Genomic DNA, 16684 nt, shown 5'->3' with positions numbered 1-16684 from the left:
GTATGAGCCAACAGGTTTTGCCGTTCCTGCGATTTTTGTTGGTGGGTGGCAGCTTTAGTTTAGGCTATGCGATCATCACGGCTGGATTGATCCGGTTTGCAGGTGCTCCGCCATTTCTGACAAGCGTGATCGTGTATCTGCTTTGCATTCCTGCCGCATTCTGGGCGCAAAAAGAATTGCTTTTCGGGCCGATCAGGCCGGACCGTCGGCCATGTTGATCTATGGTGCGACGCAGCTGGCAAGTCTGGCAGTGGTGTCCACGATCACAAGCCGGTTTGTGACTAAGAATTTTGTATTTGATACAGGCCTTTTCCTCGTGACAGCGGGTGCGGCTGCTGTCGTCAGCTATCTGATTTGTCGCTATGTGATCTTTAGGCCGCCGTCGGGGTCAGACGCGCGATAAAGTGCAACTTACGCCCGAACACCCAGCTCAGCGGTGCGGGATAAAGCGGGATCGCGGGCACAAATTCATCTGTGTCTAGCCCGGCTTTTGCAAACCAACCATCCCAGTCGCGACGTGGGGCATAGTTGTAGGGCAATACAACACCATGTGGTGCGTTGCCGACCCAGTCCATCGCCCGCAATGTCAGATGGTCGAGTTTGTTTTCGCTCAGGTGATCCTTGATGATGACCGCTTTGCGCGCGACGCGCGATGCTTCGCTGATCAGGATCTGTGGATCATCGGTGTGGTGCAGTACGTCGACGAATGTCACGACATCCACACTGTTGTCGTCCATCGGGATCGTTGTGCCATCGAAAAGCGTAACGGGAATATGGATCTTTTCGCGTTCCATGATGTCGATGCCTTGGACGGTCGTGCCGCTTTGCTGCTCACCAATCATCTTGGCGATTTGTCCGTCACCTGTGCCGACGTCCAGCATTTCAGACCCAGCAGGCAGCAGCGCGCCGATCTCTTCCACCAGAACGCGGACGCGGCGGTTGAACACCAGTTTCTCATGCACTTGGCCGACGGATTTCGTAAACATCTTTGGGTCTTTCGTACTGCTTGCCAAGCGTAAGGTGGGTCAACTTTGGATTAACGTAAAGGTTGATGCCGCAATATGCGGCGGTTTTGGCAGAACTATGGTGAATTGGCGTTGCATTTTAGACGGTGCTACCACTTATCTGGCAGGCGTTTACAAAGTGGATCAAAACGATGGCCTACCTTTTGGGTGTCGATACCGGCGGAACCTATACCGATGCCGTCATATTGGACGAAGCCGCAGATAAAGTTGTGGCCTCTGCCAAAGCGCTGACGTCCCGGCCTGATCTGGCCATGGGCGTGGGTGAAGCCATTGATGCCGCGATTGCCCAGGCAGCCGTTGATGTGACCGATATTGCGATGGTGTCGCTGTCGACCACATTGGCGACGAATGCACTTGTTGAGGATCAGGGCGGCCGCATCGCATTGGTCGCGATTGGCTTTGATGACGCCGACATGGGTCGCGCCGGGCTCACCGATGCCCTGCGCGGTGATCCGGTGATCCGGCTCTCTGGTGGCCACAATCATGCCGGAGGAGAGGTGCACCCGCTTGATCTGGACGCGCTGCGGGTGGCGCTGAAACAGATGGATGCAGGTGTGACAGGCTTTGCCGTCGCGGCCAGCTTTGCGACGCGAAACCCTGTCCATGAAGTTGCGGTTCGCGATCTGATCCGTCGCGTAACCGACAAACCTGTCAGCTGCTCGCATCAGTTGAGCCAAGCGCTGGGCGGGCCAAAGCGCGCTTTGACAGCGGTCTTGAACGCCCGCCTGATTGGGATGTTGGATCGCTTGATCAGCGCTTGCGAGGATCACCTCGTTCATGTCGGTATTGCGGCCCGGCTGATGGTTGTGCGCGGTGACGGGGCTTTGGTTTCGGCTGACATCGCACGTGACAAACCCATCGAGACTATCCTGAGCGGGCCAGCGGCCTCGATTGCCGGTGCAAGCTGGTTGACCGGCGAGACCGATGCTCTGGTTAGCGATATCGGCGGGACAACGACCGATGTCTGCCTGTTGCGCGATGGGCGCCCCAAGATTGACCCGCAAGGTGCGCGTGTCGGTCCGTTTCGGACAATGGTTGAGGCTGTTGCGATGCGCACAACGGGTCTTGGCGGCGACAGTGAGGTGCATGTTGTCGATGGTTTGGATGGCGGCATTCGGCTGGGACCCCGCCGACTGATGCCGATCTCGCTTGTCGCACATCATCATCCCGAATTGATCCATGCCACGTTGGACCGCGCATTGGCGCAGGATATCCCGGCAGCAGATGGCGGGCAGTTTGTGATCCCGCTTTGGGACCTTATCCCGCAGGGGTTGGATGCCCGCGAACGGACCATTGTTGATCGCCTGGCTAACGGTCCCACGCGTCTGGGGCATGCGGTACAGACCCGCATGGAAAACCCGGCACTGGGCCGGTTGGTGGCCCGGGGTCTTGTCATGCTGGCGGGCGTAACCCCCTCTGACGCGTCGCATGTCTTGGGGCTTGTGGGTGCTTGGGATGCTCAGGCCGCTGAGAAGGCACTGACGTTGTTTGCCCGTCGTCGCACTGGCGCAGGAAGCCGCCTTGCCGAAAACGGACCGGCATTGGCCCAGCAGATTATCCGGCAACTGACAGCGCAAACGGTGGATTGCCTCTTACAAGCCGGATTTGCCGAGGATGATCTGGATTGGGTGGACCTCGCCGCATTGGCGCAGCATCCGTTGAGCCTTGCCGGGTTGGATCGGCACAGTGGTGTTGTGCGCATGCAGATGGGGCTTGGCGTTCCGGTCATTGGGTTGGGTGCGTCTGCTGCGACGTACTATGGTGCCGTTGGGGATCGGCTTGGCACGCGAATGATCCTGCCCGAGCATGGTGGCGTGGCAAATGCGATTGGCGCAGTTGTGGGGCAGGTTCGGATGCAGGCGACCGGGACTGTGACAAGTGCCGGCGAAGGAGTGTTTGCTGTGCATTTGCCTGATGGTCCTAAGACTTTTGCTGATCAAGAACAGGCGCTTGGGACGTTGGAAGCCGCTCTGCGGCGCGAGGCCGAAGGATTGGTGCGGGCCTCTGGCGTTGAGGATATTCGGTTTGCTGTATCGCGCGATATTGCCGAAATCGACGTCGAAAACCGCGCTATGTTCGTTGAAGCGACCATTCGCGTCGAAGCCAGTGGCAGGCCCCGCATTGCGGTCTGACCTCGTCACTCAAATCATGCGCTTCGGCGCGGTAGGGGCTGTTGGCTTTGTTGTCGATGGCGGACTGCTGTGGCTGTTTTTGTCATTTGACATGTCGCCATTTGTGGCCCGCGCTTTTTCGTTCCCCTGTGCTGTCATCGTGACATGGGCGCTGAACCGGAACTGGACGTTCCGCACCGCAAGGCAGCGCAACCAAGGCCAGTTCCGCCGGTACTTTGGCGTGCAGATCGCCGGAAATCTGACCAATTATGCCGTTTATTCCGCTATCGTTTTGGTGTTCGGGATTGCGAGCGTGACCGTCTTTGCTGCCTTTGCCATAGGGTCATTTGCGGGCTCATGTCTGAATTTTCTGGGTGCCCGTTTCTTTGCGTTCCGGTGATTGTGTCAAAGAGTGCTGTCGCTCTCACATTCTTGTCAGGTTGATTGCGTCACCCGGTCGCATCGTCCAAAAGGGCCGCAGCTTTGGAAAGACTTGAATGCTCGACCGTCACGCCCGCCAACTGATTGACCCGCCATTGAACCAAATTGGTGCCGGTCTGGCTGCGCGTGGGTTTACGGCCGATGGCGTTACGCTCATTGGTCTGGGCTTGGGTCTGTTTGCTGCCCTGTTGATCGCAATCGGTGCGCCCGGATGGGCGCTCGTCCCGCTTTTGGCCAGTCGTTTGGCGGATGGTCTGGACGGCGCGGTGGCCCGCGCCACGCAGAAAACGGATTTTGGCGGCTATCTGGATATCGCCGTCGATTTTCTGTTCTACGGCGCAATCCCAATGGCGTTTGTGATCTATGATCCTGCGACCAATGGGGCGGCGGGAGCGTTTTTGCTGGCCTCGTTCTATTTCAATGGCACCAGCTTTTTGGGTTATGCCATCCTTGCCGAGAAGCACGGACATAAGACCTACGCCCAGGGCCAAAAGTCGCTCTATTACTCCAACGGCATACTGGAAGGGACCGAGACCATCGTGTTCTTTGTGGTGCTTTGCCTGTTGCCTGCCTATTTCTCTCCGCTGGCTTGGGTGTTTGGTACCCTTTGCTTTGCAACTGCCACGCTGCGGATTTATGCCGCCAAACAAATCTACACGCACTAAAGGACACGATCTATGAAACATCTTGCCGTATTGGCTGCACTTTTGGCCCCGGTGCCAGCATTGGCCGACATTGACCCCGCAAACTGGGAGGCCGTGAAAGCCGAGGCCGAAGGCCAGACCGTGTTTTGGAATGCCTGGGGAGGATCCACGACAACCAATGACTTTATCGCATGGGTTGGTGATCGTGTGATGGAAGACTACGGCGTGACGTTAGAGCATGTGAAGCTGACCGATACCGCGGATGCTGTGACCCGTGTTCTGTCTGAAAAGCAGGCGGGTGAAGACGATGACGGTGCCATCGACATGATCTGGATTAACGGCGCGAACTTTGCCGCGATGAAAGAGGCTGATCTGCTGTTTGGTCCTTATGCCGAACAACTGCCGAACTGGGCGATTGTCGATAGCGAAGGTAAGTCGGTTCAGACAGATTTCACCGTGCCGACCGAAGGGTATGAGAGCCCTTGGGCGATGGCGCAGGTCGTCTTTGTCCATGACACCGAAGATATGCCAGACCGCCTTGGGTCCATGCAGGCCCTGTTGGAATGGACCGCCGCGAACCCCGGTCGTTTCAGCTATCCTCAGCCGCCCGATTTCTTGGGTACCACGTTCTTGAAGCAGGTGTTGGTTGATATCCTGCCTGACACCGCTGTTCTGGCCGCGCCCGCGACCGACGAAAACTATGATGCGGTGACGGCGCCCTTGTGGGCCTATCTTGATGAGCTGACCCCGAACCTCTGGCGCGAGGGCAAGGCCTATCCTGCGACCGGTACGGCCATGTTCCCGCTGATCGCGGATGGTGAACTTGATCTGTCGATTTCATTTAGCCCCGGTGCCGCCTCAACAGCGATTGCCAACAGTGAATTGCCACCGTCCGTGCGCACATTCGTGTTGGACAAAGGCACAATCGGGAACGCATCTTTTGTGGCCGTCCCTTACAATTCTGGTTCAAAGGCCGGTGCGATGGTTGTTGCCAACTTCCTGATGTCCGCCGAGGCACAAGCCCGCGCGCAGGACCCAGCGATTTTGGGCTATGGCACGGTATTGAATATGGATGCGCTTCCCGCCGAAGATCGTGCCTTGTTTGATGCGCTGGACCTTGGCGTGGCGACGTTGACACCAGCGGAACTGGGCACTGTTCAGGCAGAGCCACACCCAAGCTGGATGGTCCGCATCGCTGACGACTGGATGACCCGCTACGGTGTATCGCAGTAACGGCAATGCCCGTCCCGGACGCGTGCCGGGACGGGGCACCACATGACCCGCCGTTTTCCCCCACTTTTGCCAATTCTGACTTTGCTCGCGATGCTAGGCCCGGTCATCGCCGGTCTGTGGGGCACGATCATGCCCGCCTTTGGTCATCTGCCAGCCGCCGGACTAACGGGCCCGTCGCTGGACCCCTTTCGCGATCTGTTTGAGTGGGCTGGCCTGCCGCGCGCGATGTTTTTGTCGGTCTCGACTGGTTTGCTTGCCACCACCATTTCGCTGGCCATCGTCATGCTGGTCACGGCGGGTTGGTCCGGCACCCGGCCCTTTCGTGCGTTAGAGCGCTTGCTGTCCCCGCTCTTGTCGGTCCCGCATGCCGCCGCCGCCTTTGGCCTTGCGTTTTTAATCGCGCCGTCCGGTTGGTTGTCGCGGTTGATGTCGCCGGGTGTGACGGGGTGGGACCGCCCCCTGATCTGCTGATCGTCCAAGACACATGGGGTCTGACGATGACCGCCGGGCTGATTGTGAAGGAAGTGCCGTTCCTGTTGCTGATCACGCTTGCGGCACTGGGGCAAGCGGATGCGCAGCGCAGCGTGACCATTTCGCAAGCGTTGGGCTATGGGCGGGTGACCGGCTGGCTCAAGACCGTTTTCCCGCGGGTCTATGCCCAGATCAGACCACCGATTTATGTGGTCTTGGCTTACTCTATGTCAGTCGTTGATGTGGCCGTTATTTTGGGACCAAACACGCCACCTTCGCTATCGGTGCAGATCGTCAAATGGATGTCTGATCCGGACCTTGCCATGCGACTTGAGGGGGCAGCGGGCGCTTTGGTGCAGTTGGCTTTGGTCATTGGTGCATTGGTCTTTTGGCGGATCGGCGAGACGGTGATCGGATGGCTGGGCCGGAGATGGATCGCGTCGGGCGCACGGGGCAGCTTGGACCCTGTTGTAGCGCAACTTGCCTTGTTTGCAGGGGCTGCGTCGGCCTTGGCCGTGTTGCTGGGGCTGGTTGTTCTGGTGATCTGGTCCTTTGCCGGTTTTTGGGGGTTTCCCGATGCTTTCCCAGATCAATTCACGTTCCGCAACTGGATGCGCTTTGGCCCCGGCACGCTGGAGGCGTTGGGCGAAACGGCCCTGATTGCGATTACGGTTGCGATGGTGGCCTTGATCCTGACCATTGGCTGTCTGGAGGCAGAATACCGCTTTGGCCTGTCGTTCAGCCAACGCGCGGTCTGGTTGCTTTATCTGCCGTTGCTGATCCCGCAAACGGCATTCCTGCCGGGTTTACAGACACTGATGTTGAACCTTGGTGCGGACGTTGGGCGTTTGCCTGTGATGTTGGCGCATCTGGTGTTTGTGCTGCCCTATGTATTCTTGTCGCTCGCAGACCCGTTTCGGGCATGGGACGCACGTATGGGCACAATTGCCACGGCCCTACGTGCAAGCCCCAATGGTGTGCTGTGGCGGGTACGCCTGCCAATGTTGCTGCGGCCCATTCTGACGGCATTGGCGGTTGGCCTTGCGGTGTCGGTCGGGCAGTATCTTGCGACGTTGTTGATTGGTGGTGGCCGGGTCGCGACCCTGACAACCGAGGCGGTGGCGTTGGCCTCTGGCGGGGATCGGCGGGCGATCGCAGTCTATGGATTAATGCAAACAGGGGCGGCACTGGTGCCCTTTGCGCTGGCGCTGCTGCTGCCTGCCTTGGTCTGGCGCAACAGAAGGGGACTACGGTATGCATGAGGGTCTATCTCTGCGGGATGTGGCAATCACGAAGGGTGGCGCACCGCTCTTGTCGGTCACGCATGATATTGGCCCGGGCGAGGTTTTGACCGTCATGGGACCATCCGGCGTGGGTAAATCAACTTTGCTTGCCTTTATCACCGGCACGCTCGCCCCTGATTTTCGCGCGACAGGCGAGGTTTGGCTGGATGGGCATGAGATCACCCATGCGGCCCCGCATCAGCGGCGCGTTGGTATTCTGTTTCAGGACGACCTGTTGTTTCCGCACCTGTCGGTCGGCGCCAATCTCGCGTTCGGATTGCAGCCGGGGGGATCGTCTGCGGAACGGCAAGACAAGATTGCCGAAGCGCTGGAAGAGGTTGGTCTGGGCGGTTTTGCAGACCGTGATCCGGCGACCCTGTCAGGGGGCAAAAGGCGCGGGTGGCCCTGATGCGGATGTTGCTGTCAGAACCATGTGGGTTGTTGCTGGACGAACCTTTTTCGCGACTGGATGCAGCGCTGCGGGCACAAGTGCGGGAGATGGTGTTCGATCGCGCGCGGGCGCGGGCGTTGCCGGTCTTGATGGTGACGCATGATGCGGAAGACGCGCAGGCGGCCGGTGGGGTGATTGTGACGTTGGGTGGGTGAATGAAGGGTGGTTAGGCGTATCAGTTCAGCCTCCCCTCCTTCACGGTCAATACATTGGGCGCGACAACAATTTCGCAGTTGTCAGAACAGAACTTGCTTGGCGCGGCGTACCGAGAAACCACCGCCGTCTTGATTGAAACAAGTGATACCGGCCCGCGCCGATTTGCATTCAACATTTCCCAAAGACACAGAAGCACCGTATGGCAACACTGGACCATCGGGTTGGAAATACGCATCACTTCAACAACTACGCTGACCCTCTCCTGTACCAAGCACATAGAAGCGGTTGCCCCAATCTGCATCACAACCTGAGGGTGGTTCGGAGAAACTCGGTTCTGCCTCGTTGATATGGCATTCGGCAGAGGCTTCACCAGCGATCTCGGATAAGGCACATTGGATATTGCCGGATGGTGACTGAAAAGAGAACTGATCGGCTATCGCAGGGGCCGCAATGGCCAAAGAAAGGCCTGTTATTAGCGTTCGCATGGCAACCTCATTCTGGGAAAGTGACGGCGTGAAAATATCTACATGGCGACGATGTTACCCGCTTTCGTACCAAAGGAAAACGCAACTAGATCGCCGCTCTGCCAGAGAGACTATTCATCAAAGTGCTGTGCGTCATTATGAAGCCGAAAGTCCTTTGCGGTGCTGCTTTCGAAGCATCGGTGCCGAAGCGAATACTACCCCTGCCAATCCTTTCTCCTCGGCACCCGCATAGCCAGCATCGGCTTGATCAGAGGTGACCGAAACCTGTCGAGATCAAGCGCCTCATGCACCCCTGTCACCACTTCCCCATCGATCTGCGTCTGCACGGCAGAGCGTGAATAAAACGGCGCGTCCAGCATGTTCAGCACTTGCTTGGGCATCACGCCGGGATCGGCGCGGGTTTCGCGCATGACTTGCCAGAGGGATCGTTTGAAACGGGTGCGCGGAGGGGCGTCAACGGCCTGCGCATTGCCCGCCCCGTCGAAGGCAATCGCGGTGTCCAGCGTTGTGCCATCCCGCCGTACCGCATCGTAGATGCAGGTGGCCCCCGCTTTCGTAGGATAGCGCCCCCATGTCCAGAACCTGAAGTCTTCTTCCAGCGACCGGGTTCCAAAGTTGCTGTCGAAATAGCCGTGGCCGGACCATTGCCAGCCCTTGGCCTCCAAGTCGACCTTAATGTCGGATGAGGGCGCGAAGGGCCGCCAGATATGTGCGCCGTCTGGTGTGAGGGGGAGTTCGACGTTTGTCATCGCGTGGGGTGTGATCGTGATCTGCCCGCGCACCCGGCTGATCAGCGGTGGGCTGCTGATCTCGTTGATGTCGATCACCAACTCGTTGCCATTCCAATGCATGGATGACGGGCCGACCTGAAAGGTGTCAGGCGTTGTTTGCAATGCCGCGCGACCCCGGTCCGTCATCGTAAAACGTCCGCCGGGTCCGTAGGTCGCCACATTGATGCAGCAGTGATTGGCCGGGTCCTTGCGCCCTGACCATGCGTACCACGGTGAAAACACCGATCCGATAAACCCTATGACAGAGACCGCTTTCGTCCCGCAGTCGCTGATCCCGTCAATGTACCACCAGGCGTAGCCATTGGGCGGGACGTCAAGGTGGAAGCATGGTCCGTCATGATCGCCGCGGCCGCGTGCGCTGCGGAGAGCGTCGCCATCGGCACCCCCGCCCCCGGATGTGCCCCGCCCCCGCACAGGTAGAGCCCCGGCACCTTCGTCCGCGCCGTTGGGCGTTTGAAGGCCGCCATCAGGCCGTGCGGGCTCTGCCCGTAAAGGGAACCGTGGCTGGCGGGAAACAGCTGGTTGAACCCCTGCGGTGTCGTCAGTGTGTCCGGTCCCGGTGTGGGGCTGAACTGTAGGCCGAAGTCCCGAAACCGGTTGAATACTTGTGTCTGACATAGCGGTTTTTCCTTGGTCTGGTCGCGCGGAATAGGCGGGCCGTTCATGATGATCTCGAACCGTTGCAGTGCATCGGGCGCCACCTGCCCGTGATCTTGGGCGCACAGGTAGAGTGTTGCGTCCGTCGGCATCTCGCCTTTGGCCAGCGCTGCGAACTCCGCCTTGGGGTCATGCCCGAAAAAGACGGTGTGGTGGGCAAGGTCCACGCCATCGGGCTTTGCTGCGAAGGCGTGGACATAGGCGGACAGGCTGCGCGTTGCGGTGTCCTTGGCACTGACCGCCGGTTGCACGCTTTGCCCCAGATTGCCGGTGGCGATGGCCCGTGGGTCACCGTTGAAAAGCACCATATCGGCGGGAAAATGCCCGTCGTCGGTTTGGACCCCGCTGATCCGCCCGTTTTGTTGGGTGATCCGCGTGGCTGTGGTGTTGTCGCGAAAGCTTGCACCGCGTGCTGTCGCAAGCCCTGCGATTGTCTGTGCGACCTGATGCATGCCGCCTTTGACAGACCAGACGCCTTGCGCCTCGGCCTGCCAGATCAGCGACAGAATGGCTGGTGACGCATAGGGCGAGCCGCCGACATATGTTGCGTAGCGCCCGAACAATTGCGCGAGCCTTGGATCGCTGAAAGATCGCCGCAACAGGCCCGCCAGCGTCAGGTGGGGTGCCATTGCGGGAATGAGGCCGGGTTGCCGCAGAACGGTTTTCGTGACTGCCATTTGGCTTGGCTCGGGCGTGCGCATCATTGGGCCGTCAAAGGCGTTGAACAGGCGTTTGGCGCGGGCCGAGAATGCCGCGAATTCGCGTCCTGCTTTGGTCCCGAAGGTCGCCTTAACATTGGCGAGGCTTTGTGCTGGATCCGCATCCAGATCCAGTTTCGCCCCATCGTCCCAGTAGTGCCGGGCGAGTGTTTTCAGCGGCAAAAGGGTCAGGTGATCGCCAAGGGTTTCACCCACATCGTTGAACAGATCGTCAAAGACAGGTCGCATCGTTAGTACGGTCGGCCCTGCGTCCACGGGCCCCGCATCAGATGGCATCGTGCGCATTTTGCCGCCCGGTGCGGCGTGCATGTCCAGCACGGTGACATCGCAGCCTTGGTGGCTCAGCCGCAGCGCTGCTGACAGGCCACCGATCCCGGCACCAACCACCACGATTTTGGGTGAAACAACCGTCATCCAATTCCGAGTCATTTGTTACGTTTGATTTACATTGACATATGTAAACTAAAATAGACACTATAGATTGCAAAGGAGACGCGCATGAGAATCTCGCAGCGTATTGATGCGACCATGGCCCAAGCGATCACGGCGGGTCAGGGTGGCGTGGCCCCGGCCAAGCTGGCGGCGGCGTTGGAATATGCCGTGACCCCCGGTGGCGCGCGTATCCGTCCGACGATCCTGACGTCTGTGGCGATGGCCTGCGGCGATGACCGGCCAGAGCTGACGGATGCGGCTGGTGTCGCCCTTGAGGTGATCCACTGCGCGAGCCTCGTGCATGATGACCTGCCTTGCTTTGATGACGCAGATATGCGGCGCGGCAAGCCTGCCTTGCATCGTGCCTATTCAGAGCCTTTGGCGGTGCTGACGGGTGATAGCCTGATCATCATGGGCTTCCAGATTTTGGCCCGTGCAGCGGGCGATGCGCCGGACCGTGCTTTGAAGTTGATTGATATTCTGGGCACCCGAACGGGCATGCCTTTTGGCATTTGTGCCGGACAGGGCTGGGAAAGCGAGGATCAGATTGATCTGTCCGCCTATCATCAGGCCAAGACGGGTGCTTTGTTCATCGCCGCCACCCAAATGGGTGCCGTCGCGGCGGGCCAAGAGGCGGAGCCTTGGGAAGAACTAGGCGCGCGCATTGGTGAGGCGTTTCAGGTTGCCGACGATCTGCGCGATGCGCTGTGTGACGAGGCGACATTGGGTAAACCTGCGGGTCAGGATGATCTGCACGGGCGGCCCAATGCCGTTGCGGCCTACGGTGTGCAGGGGGCGATCCAGCGCTTTGATGACATCCTGGGCGGCGCGATTTCATCCATTCCGGCTTGCCCCGGTGAGGCTGCTTTGGCGCAGATGGTCCGCGCCTACGCGGATAAGTTGGTGCCTGCTGGCGCGCGCGGCAGGCCGACCGTTCCTGGCGAATAAATGACGGATGTCGACCTGTCCCTTCGTCAGCCTGCGCTGCCGCGTGGGGCGGCAAAGCGGTCTGGTCGTTTGACGCGCCTTGTGGCATCGCGTGGTTTTCAGAAATGGGCTGCGCGCTTTCCGCTGACCCGCCGCATTGTCCGGTCCGAAGGTGAGGCAATGTTCGATCTGGTCGCGGGGTTCTGCCACAGTCAAATCTTGCAGGCCTTCGTGCGGCTGAAACTGCCGCAAATTCTGCTGGATCAGGAAATGACCAGTCACGCCTTGGCCAACGAGGTTGATATTCCGAAGGATCGGATGCCGGTTCTTATGGCGGGGGCTGCGTCAATTGGGTTGGTCAAACGTCGCAAGTCCGGGCGCTATGCGCTGACCACACGTGGTGCAGCGCTAGCCGGTGTGCCGGGTCTGGCGGGGATGATTGACCACCATGATGTGCTGTATCTTGATCTGGCCGATCCTGTCGCCTTTTTCAAAGGTGAGGTTGAGACTGAGTTGGCCGAATTTTGGCCCTATGTCTTTGGCGCAAGTGGCGCGACTGATCCGCGTACCACAGCAACCTATTCCCAGTTGATGGCGGATAGTCAGGTGCTGGTGGCCGAGGATACGCTGGCCACCGTGTCGCTGTCTGGCTGCAAAAAGATTTTGGATGTGGGCGGTGGAACGGGCGCGTTTTTGACCGCCGTTGGCACGGCTTACCCTGATCTGGATATGACTCTGTTTGATTTGCCTACCGTTGCCCCGGGCGCGATGCAGCGCTTTGAGGATGCCGGATTGTCTGGGCGGGCAGAAATTGTTCCCGGCTCTTTTCGCGATGATCCATTGCCGCGTGGCGCTGATGCCATCAGTCTGGTGCGCGTGCTCTATGATCATGCCGATGAAACTGTCATCGCCCTGCTGAAAGCGGCGTTCGAGGCTTTGCCCGCAGGCGGCCGCGTCGTGATATCAGAGCCGATGACAGGCGGGGACAAACCGCAACGGGCAGGTGACGCCTATTTCGCGCTTTACTGTATGGCGATGCGCACAGGGACGGCCCGATCGCAGGCGCAGATCGCTGCCCTCTTGGCGCAAGCTGGCTTTGCGCAAATCCTGACGCCTAAAGCCCTGCGTCCCTTTATTACATCGGTTGTGACGGGTGTAAGGGAAAGTTGACACTTTAGGTGTCTAAATTAATTGACAGTACTGCATGTAAGGCTAAACTAAGGCAGGACAGAGTGTCGCAGTTTGTATTTAGCAAAAATCGCGACATGAGGGAGAAAACGTTGGAAACAAAGGCAGTTATCCTATCGGCGCCTGGTAAACTGGCGCTTGATCAGGTGGGAATCGTTCCACCTGCGTCGGATGATATCGTCGTTGCGATCAAGCATTCGGGCATTTCCACCGGAACTGAAAAGCTGTTCTGGACGGGTGAGATGCCGCCATTCCCCGGAATGGGCTATCCCCTGATCCCCGGATATGAAGCCGCTGGCGAAGTCGTCGAAGCGGGTGCTGACAGCGGCTATCGCGTCGGCGAACATGTGTTTGTGCCCGGTGCCAGTTGCTATGAAGGCGCGCACGGTTTGTTTGGTGCTGCCGCCGAAACGATTGTGACCAAGGCCGCACGGGTGACCCGTGTTGATCGTGGCTTGGGTGCCGCCGGCGCTTTGCTTGCGTTGGCCGCTACTGCGCGTCACGCGATGGCGGGTCCGAACAAGGCCGTTCCTGATTTGATCATTGGTCACGGTGTTCTGGGCCGCTTGCTGGCCCGCCTGACTATCGCGTCTGGCGCACCTGCACCGACTGTTTGGGAAGTTGACCCAGTCCGCATGGATGGCGCTGTCGGCTATGAAGTCACAACGCCAGAATTGGACGAACGTCGCGACTATAAATCAGTCTACGACGCATCTGGCCGTGGTGATCTGTTGAATGACATGATCGGTCGCATCGCCAAAGGAGGCGAAATTGTCCTTGCCGGTTTCTACACCGCACCGCTGCAATTCGCCTTTCCGCCCGCTTTCATGAAAGAGGCCCGGTTCCGCATCAGCGCGGAATGGGCGCCCGACGACATGGTGGCCACCAAAGCGCTGGTTGAAGCTGGCGTTCTGGAATTGGCCGATCTGATCACACACCAACAACCCGCCGCACTCGCCAGCGGCGCATACCAGACCGCGTTCACCGATCCCGCGTGTCTGAAAATGATCTTGAATTGGGGAACTGCATGAAAGATGAAATTCCAAACCTGAAGGATTTCGACCAGCGCCTGCGCGATGAGGCGAACGAAGAGCCTAATCTGGAAGTGCCGCAGGGTGAGCCGACCTCAAAACCCAGATCATTGCGATCTATGGCAAGGGCGGCATTGGTAAATCATTCACGCTCGCCAACCTCAGCCATATGATGGCCGAGATGGGCAAGCGCGTGCTGTTGATTGGCTGTGATCCCAAGTCTGACACCACAAGCCTGCTGTTTGGCGGCAAGGCCTGCCCGACGATTATTGAGACATCAGCAAAGAAAAAGCTGTCGGGTGAAGAAGTTGCTATCGGCGATGTCTGCTTCAAGCGCGGCGGTGTCTTTGCAATGGAGCTTGGTGGCCCAGAAGTGGGCCGTGGCTGTGGTGGTCGTGGGATCATTCACGGGTTTGAATTGCTTGAAAAACTGGGGTTCCACGATTGGGACTTTGACTATGTGTTGCTCGACTTTTTGGGCGACGTGGTTTGCGGCGGCTTCGGCCTGCCGATCGCGCGCGATATGGCGCAGAAAGTGATTTTGGTGGGATCGAATGACCTGCAGTCCTTATATGTTGCTAACAATGTCTGTTCAGCAGTCGAATACTTCCGCAAGCTTGGAGGTAATGTTGGGGTGGCCGGGCTTGTTATCAACAAGGACGACGGGACCGGAGAAGCCCAAGCTTTCGCCGAGGCAGTTAACATTCCAGTCCTTGCTGCGATTCCACAAGACGACGACCTGAGAAAGAAATCCGCAAACTATCAGATCGTTGGCACAAACGAGAGCCAGTGGGGCCCGATGTTTGAAGGTCTGGCCGAGGCTGTGGGCGTGGCCCCGCCTGTGCGCCCGGTGCCGTTGGATCAAGATGGTCTGCTGGGTCTGTTCGATGCCAAAGATACCGGCGGCGACTATCAACTGGTCCCCGCCACGGATGTCGATATGCGCGGCAAGAATGCCAAGCCGAAAGAAAGCCTGGAGGTCATCTACGATGACGCATGAGGCTGATACCCAAGGCTATGAAGTTGGCTATGATGATGCTGGACAAGTCCAGATCATCGAGGGTGTTGCGCGTGAAGAAACCTCTGAAACGCTGGACGCTGGCACGCAGGCGACTGCCCTAGAGGGCGGTTGCACGGCCAGTGCCGGTTCAATGGAAGCAGCGGCCCGTGCGGCTGGCAAATCTGAAATTTTGGATCAATATGCGAAGGACTATCCGCAAGGCCCCCATGATCAACCGCAGAGCATGTGCCCTGCCTTCGGGTCTTTGCGTGTAGGCCTTCGGATGAAACGTGTGGCCACGGTGCTGTCCGGCTCTGCCTGTTGCGTCTACGGCCTCACGTTCGTGTCACATTTCTATGGCGCGCGCCGGTCGGTTGGCTATGTGCCGTTCAATTCTGAGACATTGGTGACAGGTAAACTGTTCGAGGACATTCGCGAGAGTGTGCATGATATGGCGGATCCTGACCGCTATGACGCGATTGTCGTGACCAACCTTTGCGTGCCCACAGCATCCGGTGTGCCGCTGCGGTTACTGCCCAAAGAGATCAACGGCGTGCGGATCGTGGGCATTGATGTGCCCGGATTTGGTATTCCGACCCATGCCGAGGCCAAGGACGTCTTGGCCGGTGCGATGCTGGCCTATGCCCGTGAAGAGATTAAGGCTGGTCCTGTTTCCCGTCCCGTTGGTGGCAAGTCTGATCGTCCGACCGTTGCGCTATTGGGTGAGATGTTCCCGGCTGATCCAATGATGATTGGCGCGATGCTGGCCCCGATGGGCCTCGCCGCTGGTCCGGTTGTGCCGACACGTGAGTGGCGCGAACTATACGCGGCATTGGATTGCGGTGTCGCTGCGGCGATCCACCCGTTCTACACCTCTGCCATCCGTGAATTCCAGGGTGCTGGTCGCAAGATTGTGGGCTCTGCCCCTGTTGGCCATGATGGGACCGCCGATTGGCTGGCCGCCATTGGTGATGCTTACAATGTAAAACCTGACCAGATTGCAGAAGCGCAAAACCGCTTCCTTCCCGCGATTAAGGGTGCGTTGGCCGGATCAAAGATTGACGGCACGATCACTCTGTCCGGTTATGAAGGGTCTGAGCTTTTGGTGGCCCGGTTGCTGATCGAAAGTGGTGCTGACGTCCCTTACGTTGGAACGGCTTGCCCCAAGACCGAATGGTCGCACCCTGACGCTGAATGGCTGGCCGCGCGCGGTGTAAAGGTCGTCTATCGCGCCTCGCTGGAAGATGATTTGGCCGCTGTGGACGCGATCAAGCCTGATTTGGCAATTGGTACCACTCCGGTTGTGCAACACGCAAAAGAGCACGGCATTCCGTCGCTTTACTTTACCAATTTGATTTCTGCGCGGCCACTCATGGGCCCGGCGGGTGCTGGCTCGCTGGCCCAGGTCGTGAATGCGGCGATTGCGGGCAAGGAAAAGATGGACACGATGCGCGCGTTCTTTGAGGGCGTCGGCCGCGAAGATACTGCCGGTGTCTGGGAAGGCGCGCCGAACTTGCGCCCGGATTTCCGGGCTCAGCATCAAAAGAAACTGGACAAGATGGCACGCGCTGCCAAGGCGGAGCAGATGATATGATGCTGTGCTTTGTTGCAATTCTGCCGGGCGGGCCCGCCCGCCCAC

General features: G+C 58.8%; 13 protein-coding genes and 3 pseudogenes. 12 read left to right on the top strand and 4 right to left on the bottom strand.

The features are described 5' to 3' along the window. The first annotated feature begins 2 nt into the window (after positions 1-2). Positions 3-218: a hypothetical protein gene (locus ACZ1G5_RS08220; protein ID WP_472732372.1), complete on the top strand. Its 216-nt coding sequence runs from the start codon at positions 3-5 to the stop codon at positions 216-218. 153 nt (positions 219-371) lie between these two features. Here the strand turns inward: ACZ1G5_RS08220 and ACZ1G5_RS08215 are convergent, their stop codons facing one another. Continuing rightward, a complete protein-coding gene (locus tag ACZ1G5_RS08215; protein WP_472732371.1) occupies positions 372-986 on the bottom strand; it encodes a class I SAM-dependent methyltransferase in 615 nt (204 codons plus the stop codon). A gap of 170 nt (positions 987-1156) precedes the next feature. Here ACZ1G5_RS08215 and ACZ1G5_RS08210 point away from each other — a divergent pair, with 170 nt between their 5' ends. The 6 genes and pseudogenes from ACZ1G5_RS08210 to ACZ1G5_RS08185 all read left to right on the top strand — a co-directional run bounded on the left by ACZ1G5_RS08210 (position 1157) and on the right by ACZ1G5_RS08185 (position 7814). Next, positions 1157-3157 (top strand): hydantoinase/oxoprolinase N-terminal domain-containing protein, encoded by a 2001-nt coding sequence (locus ACZ1G5_RS08210; protein ID WP_472734299.1) that lies wholly within the window; start codon positions 1157-1159, stop codon positions 3155-3157. Further along, the gene (locus ACZ1G5_RS08205; RefSeq protein WP_472732370.1) at positions 3105-3536 is read left to right on the top strand and encodes a GtrA family protein; all 432 of its coding nucleotides are present in this window, start codon (positions 3105-3107) and stop codon (positions 3534-3536) included. The genes ACZ1G5_RS08210 and ACZ1G5_RS08205 overlap by 53 nt, the downstream gene beginning before the upstream one ends. Positions 3537-3633: 97 nt before the next feature. After that, positions 3634-4242, top strand: coding sequence for a CDP-alcohol phosphatidyltransferase family protein (locus ACZ1G5_RS08200; protein WP_472732369.1), 609 nt, complete (start codon positions 3634-3636; stop codon positions 4240-4242). Between the two features lie 12 nt (positions 4243-4254). Then, on the top strand, positions 4255-5454 hold the full coding sequence (locus tag ACZ1G5_RS08195; protein ID WP_472732368.1) for an ABC transporter substrate-binding protein: 1200 nt from the start codon (positions 4255-4257) through the stop codon (positions 5452-5454). 42 nt (positions 5455-5496) lie between these two features. Beyond that, a pseudogene (locus tag ACZ1G5_RS08190) lies at positions 5497-7187 on the top strand (ABC transporter permease). Further along, positions 7180-7814, top strand: a pseudogene (locus tag ACZ1G5_RS08185) (ATP-binding cassette domain-containing protein). Before ACZ1G5_RS08190 ends, ACZ1G5_RS08185 begins: the two co-directional pseudogenes overlap by 8 nt. A 240-nt stretch (positions 7815-8054) precedes the next feature. Here ACZ1G5_RS08185 and ACZ1G5_RS08180 read toward each other — a convergent pair. The 3 genes from ACZ1G5_RS08180 to crtD all read right to left on the bottom strand — a co-directional run bounded on the left by ACZ1G5_RS08180 (position 8055) and on the right by crtD (position 10881). Then, positions 8055-8300, bottom strand: a complete 246-nt coding sequence (locus ACZ1G5_RS08180) for a hypothetical protein (protein ID WP_472732367.1) — start codon at positions 8298-8300, stop codon at positions 8055-8057. A 194-nt stretch (positions 8301-8494) separates the two neighbouring features. Next, complete coding sequence (gene crtC / locus ACZ1G5_RS08175) at positions 8495-9364, bottom strand: carotenoid 1,2-hydratase (RefSeq protein ID WP_472734298.1); 870 nt, start codon at positions 9362-9364, stop codon at positions 8495-8497. Continuing rightward, positions 9328-10881: a 1-hydroxycarotenoid 3,4-desaturase CrtD gene (crtD, locus tag ACZ1G5_RS08170; protein ID WP_472732366.1), complete on the bottom strand. Its 1554-nt coding sequence runs from the start codon at positions 10879-10881 to the stop codon at positions 9328-9330. Before crtD ends, crtC begins: the two co-directional genes overlap by 37 nt. 84 nt (positions 10882-10965) lie before the next feature. On the opposite strand from crtD, the gene ACZ1G5_RS08165 reads away from it, so the two are divergent. The 5 genes and pseudogenes from ACZ1G5_RS08165 (at position 10966) to bchY (ending at position 16639) form a co-directional block, all read left to right on the top strand. Beyond that, positions 10966-11847 (top strand): polyprenyl synthetase family protein, encoded by an 882-nt coding sequence (locus ACZ1G5_RS08165; protein WP_472732365.1) that lies wholly within the window; start codon positions 10966-10968, stop codon positions 11845-11847. Further along, positions 11848-12996: a methyltransferase gene (locus ACZ1G5_RS08160; protein WP_472732364.1), complete on the top strand. Its 1149-nt coding sequence runs from the start codon at positions 11848-11850 to the stop codon at positions 12994-12996. A 110-nt stretch (positions 12997-13106) separates the two neighbouring features. Beyond that, positions 13107-14045, top strand: a complete 939-nt coding sequence (gene bchC / locus ACZ1G5_RS08155; protein ID WP_472734297.1) for a chlorophyll synthesis pathway protein BchC — start codon at positions 13107-13109, stop codon at positions 14043-14045. Continuing rightward, positions 14042-15045, top strand: a pseudogene (locus tag ACZ1G5_RS08150) (chlorophyllide a reductase iron protein subunit X). The gene bchC and the pseudogene ACZ1G5_RS08150 overlap by 4 nt, the downstream one beginning before the upstream one ends. Beyond that, positions 15035-16639 (top strand): chlorophyllide a reductase subunit Y, encoded by a 1605-nt coding sequence (gene bchY / locus ACZ1G5_RS08145; protein WP_472732363.1) that lies wholly within the window; start codon positions 15035-15037, stop codon positions 16637-16639. Before ACZ1G5_RS08150 ends, bchY begins: the two are co-directional and overlap by 11 nt. Positions 16640-16684 lie beyond the last annotated feature (45 nt).

The sequence above is a fragment of the Yoonia sp. JB2-21 genome (assembly GCF_055693545.1).
Note: the sequence above shows the minus strand (reverse complement) of the source record. Positions and strands in the feature narration are given on the sequence as shown.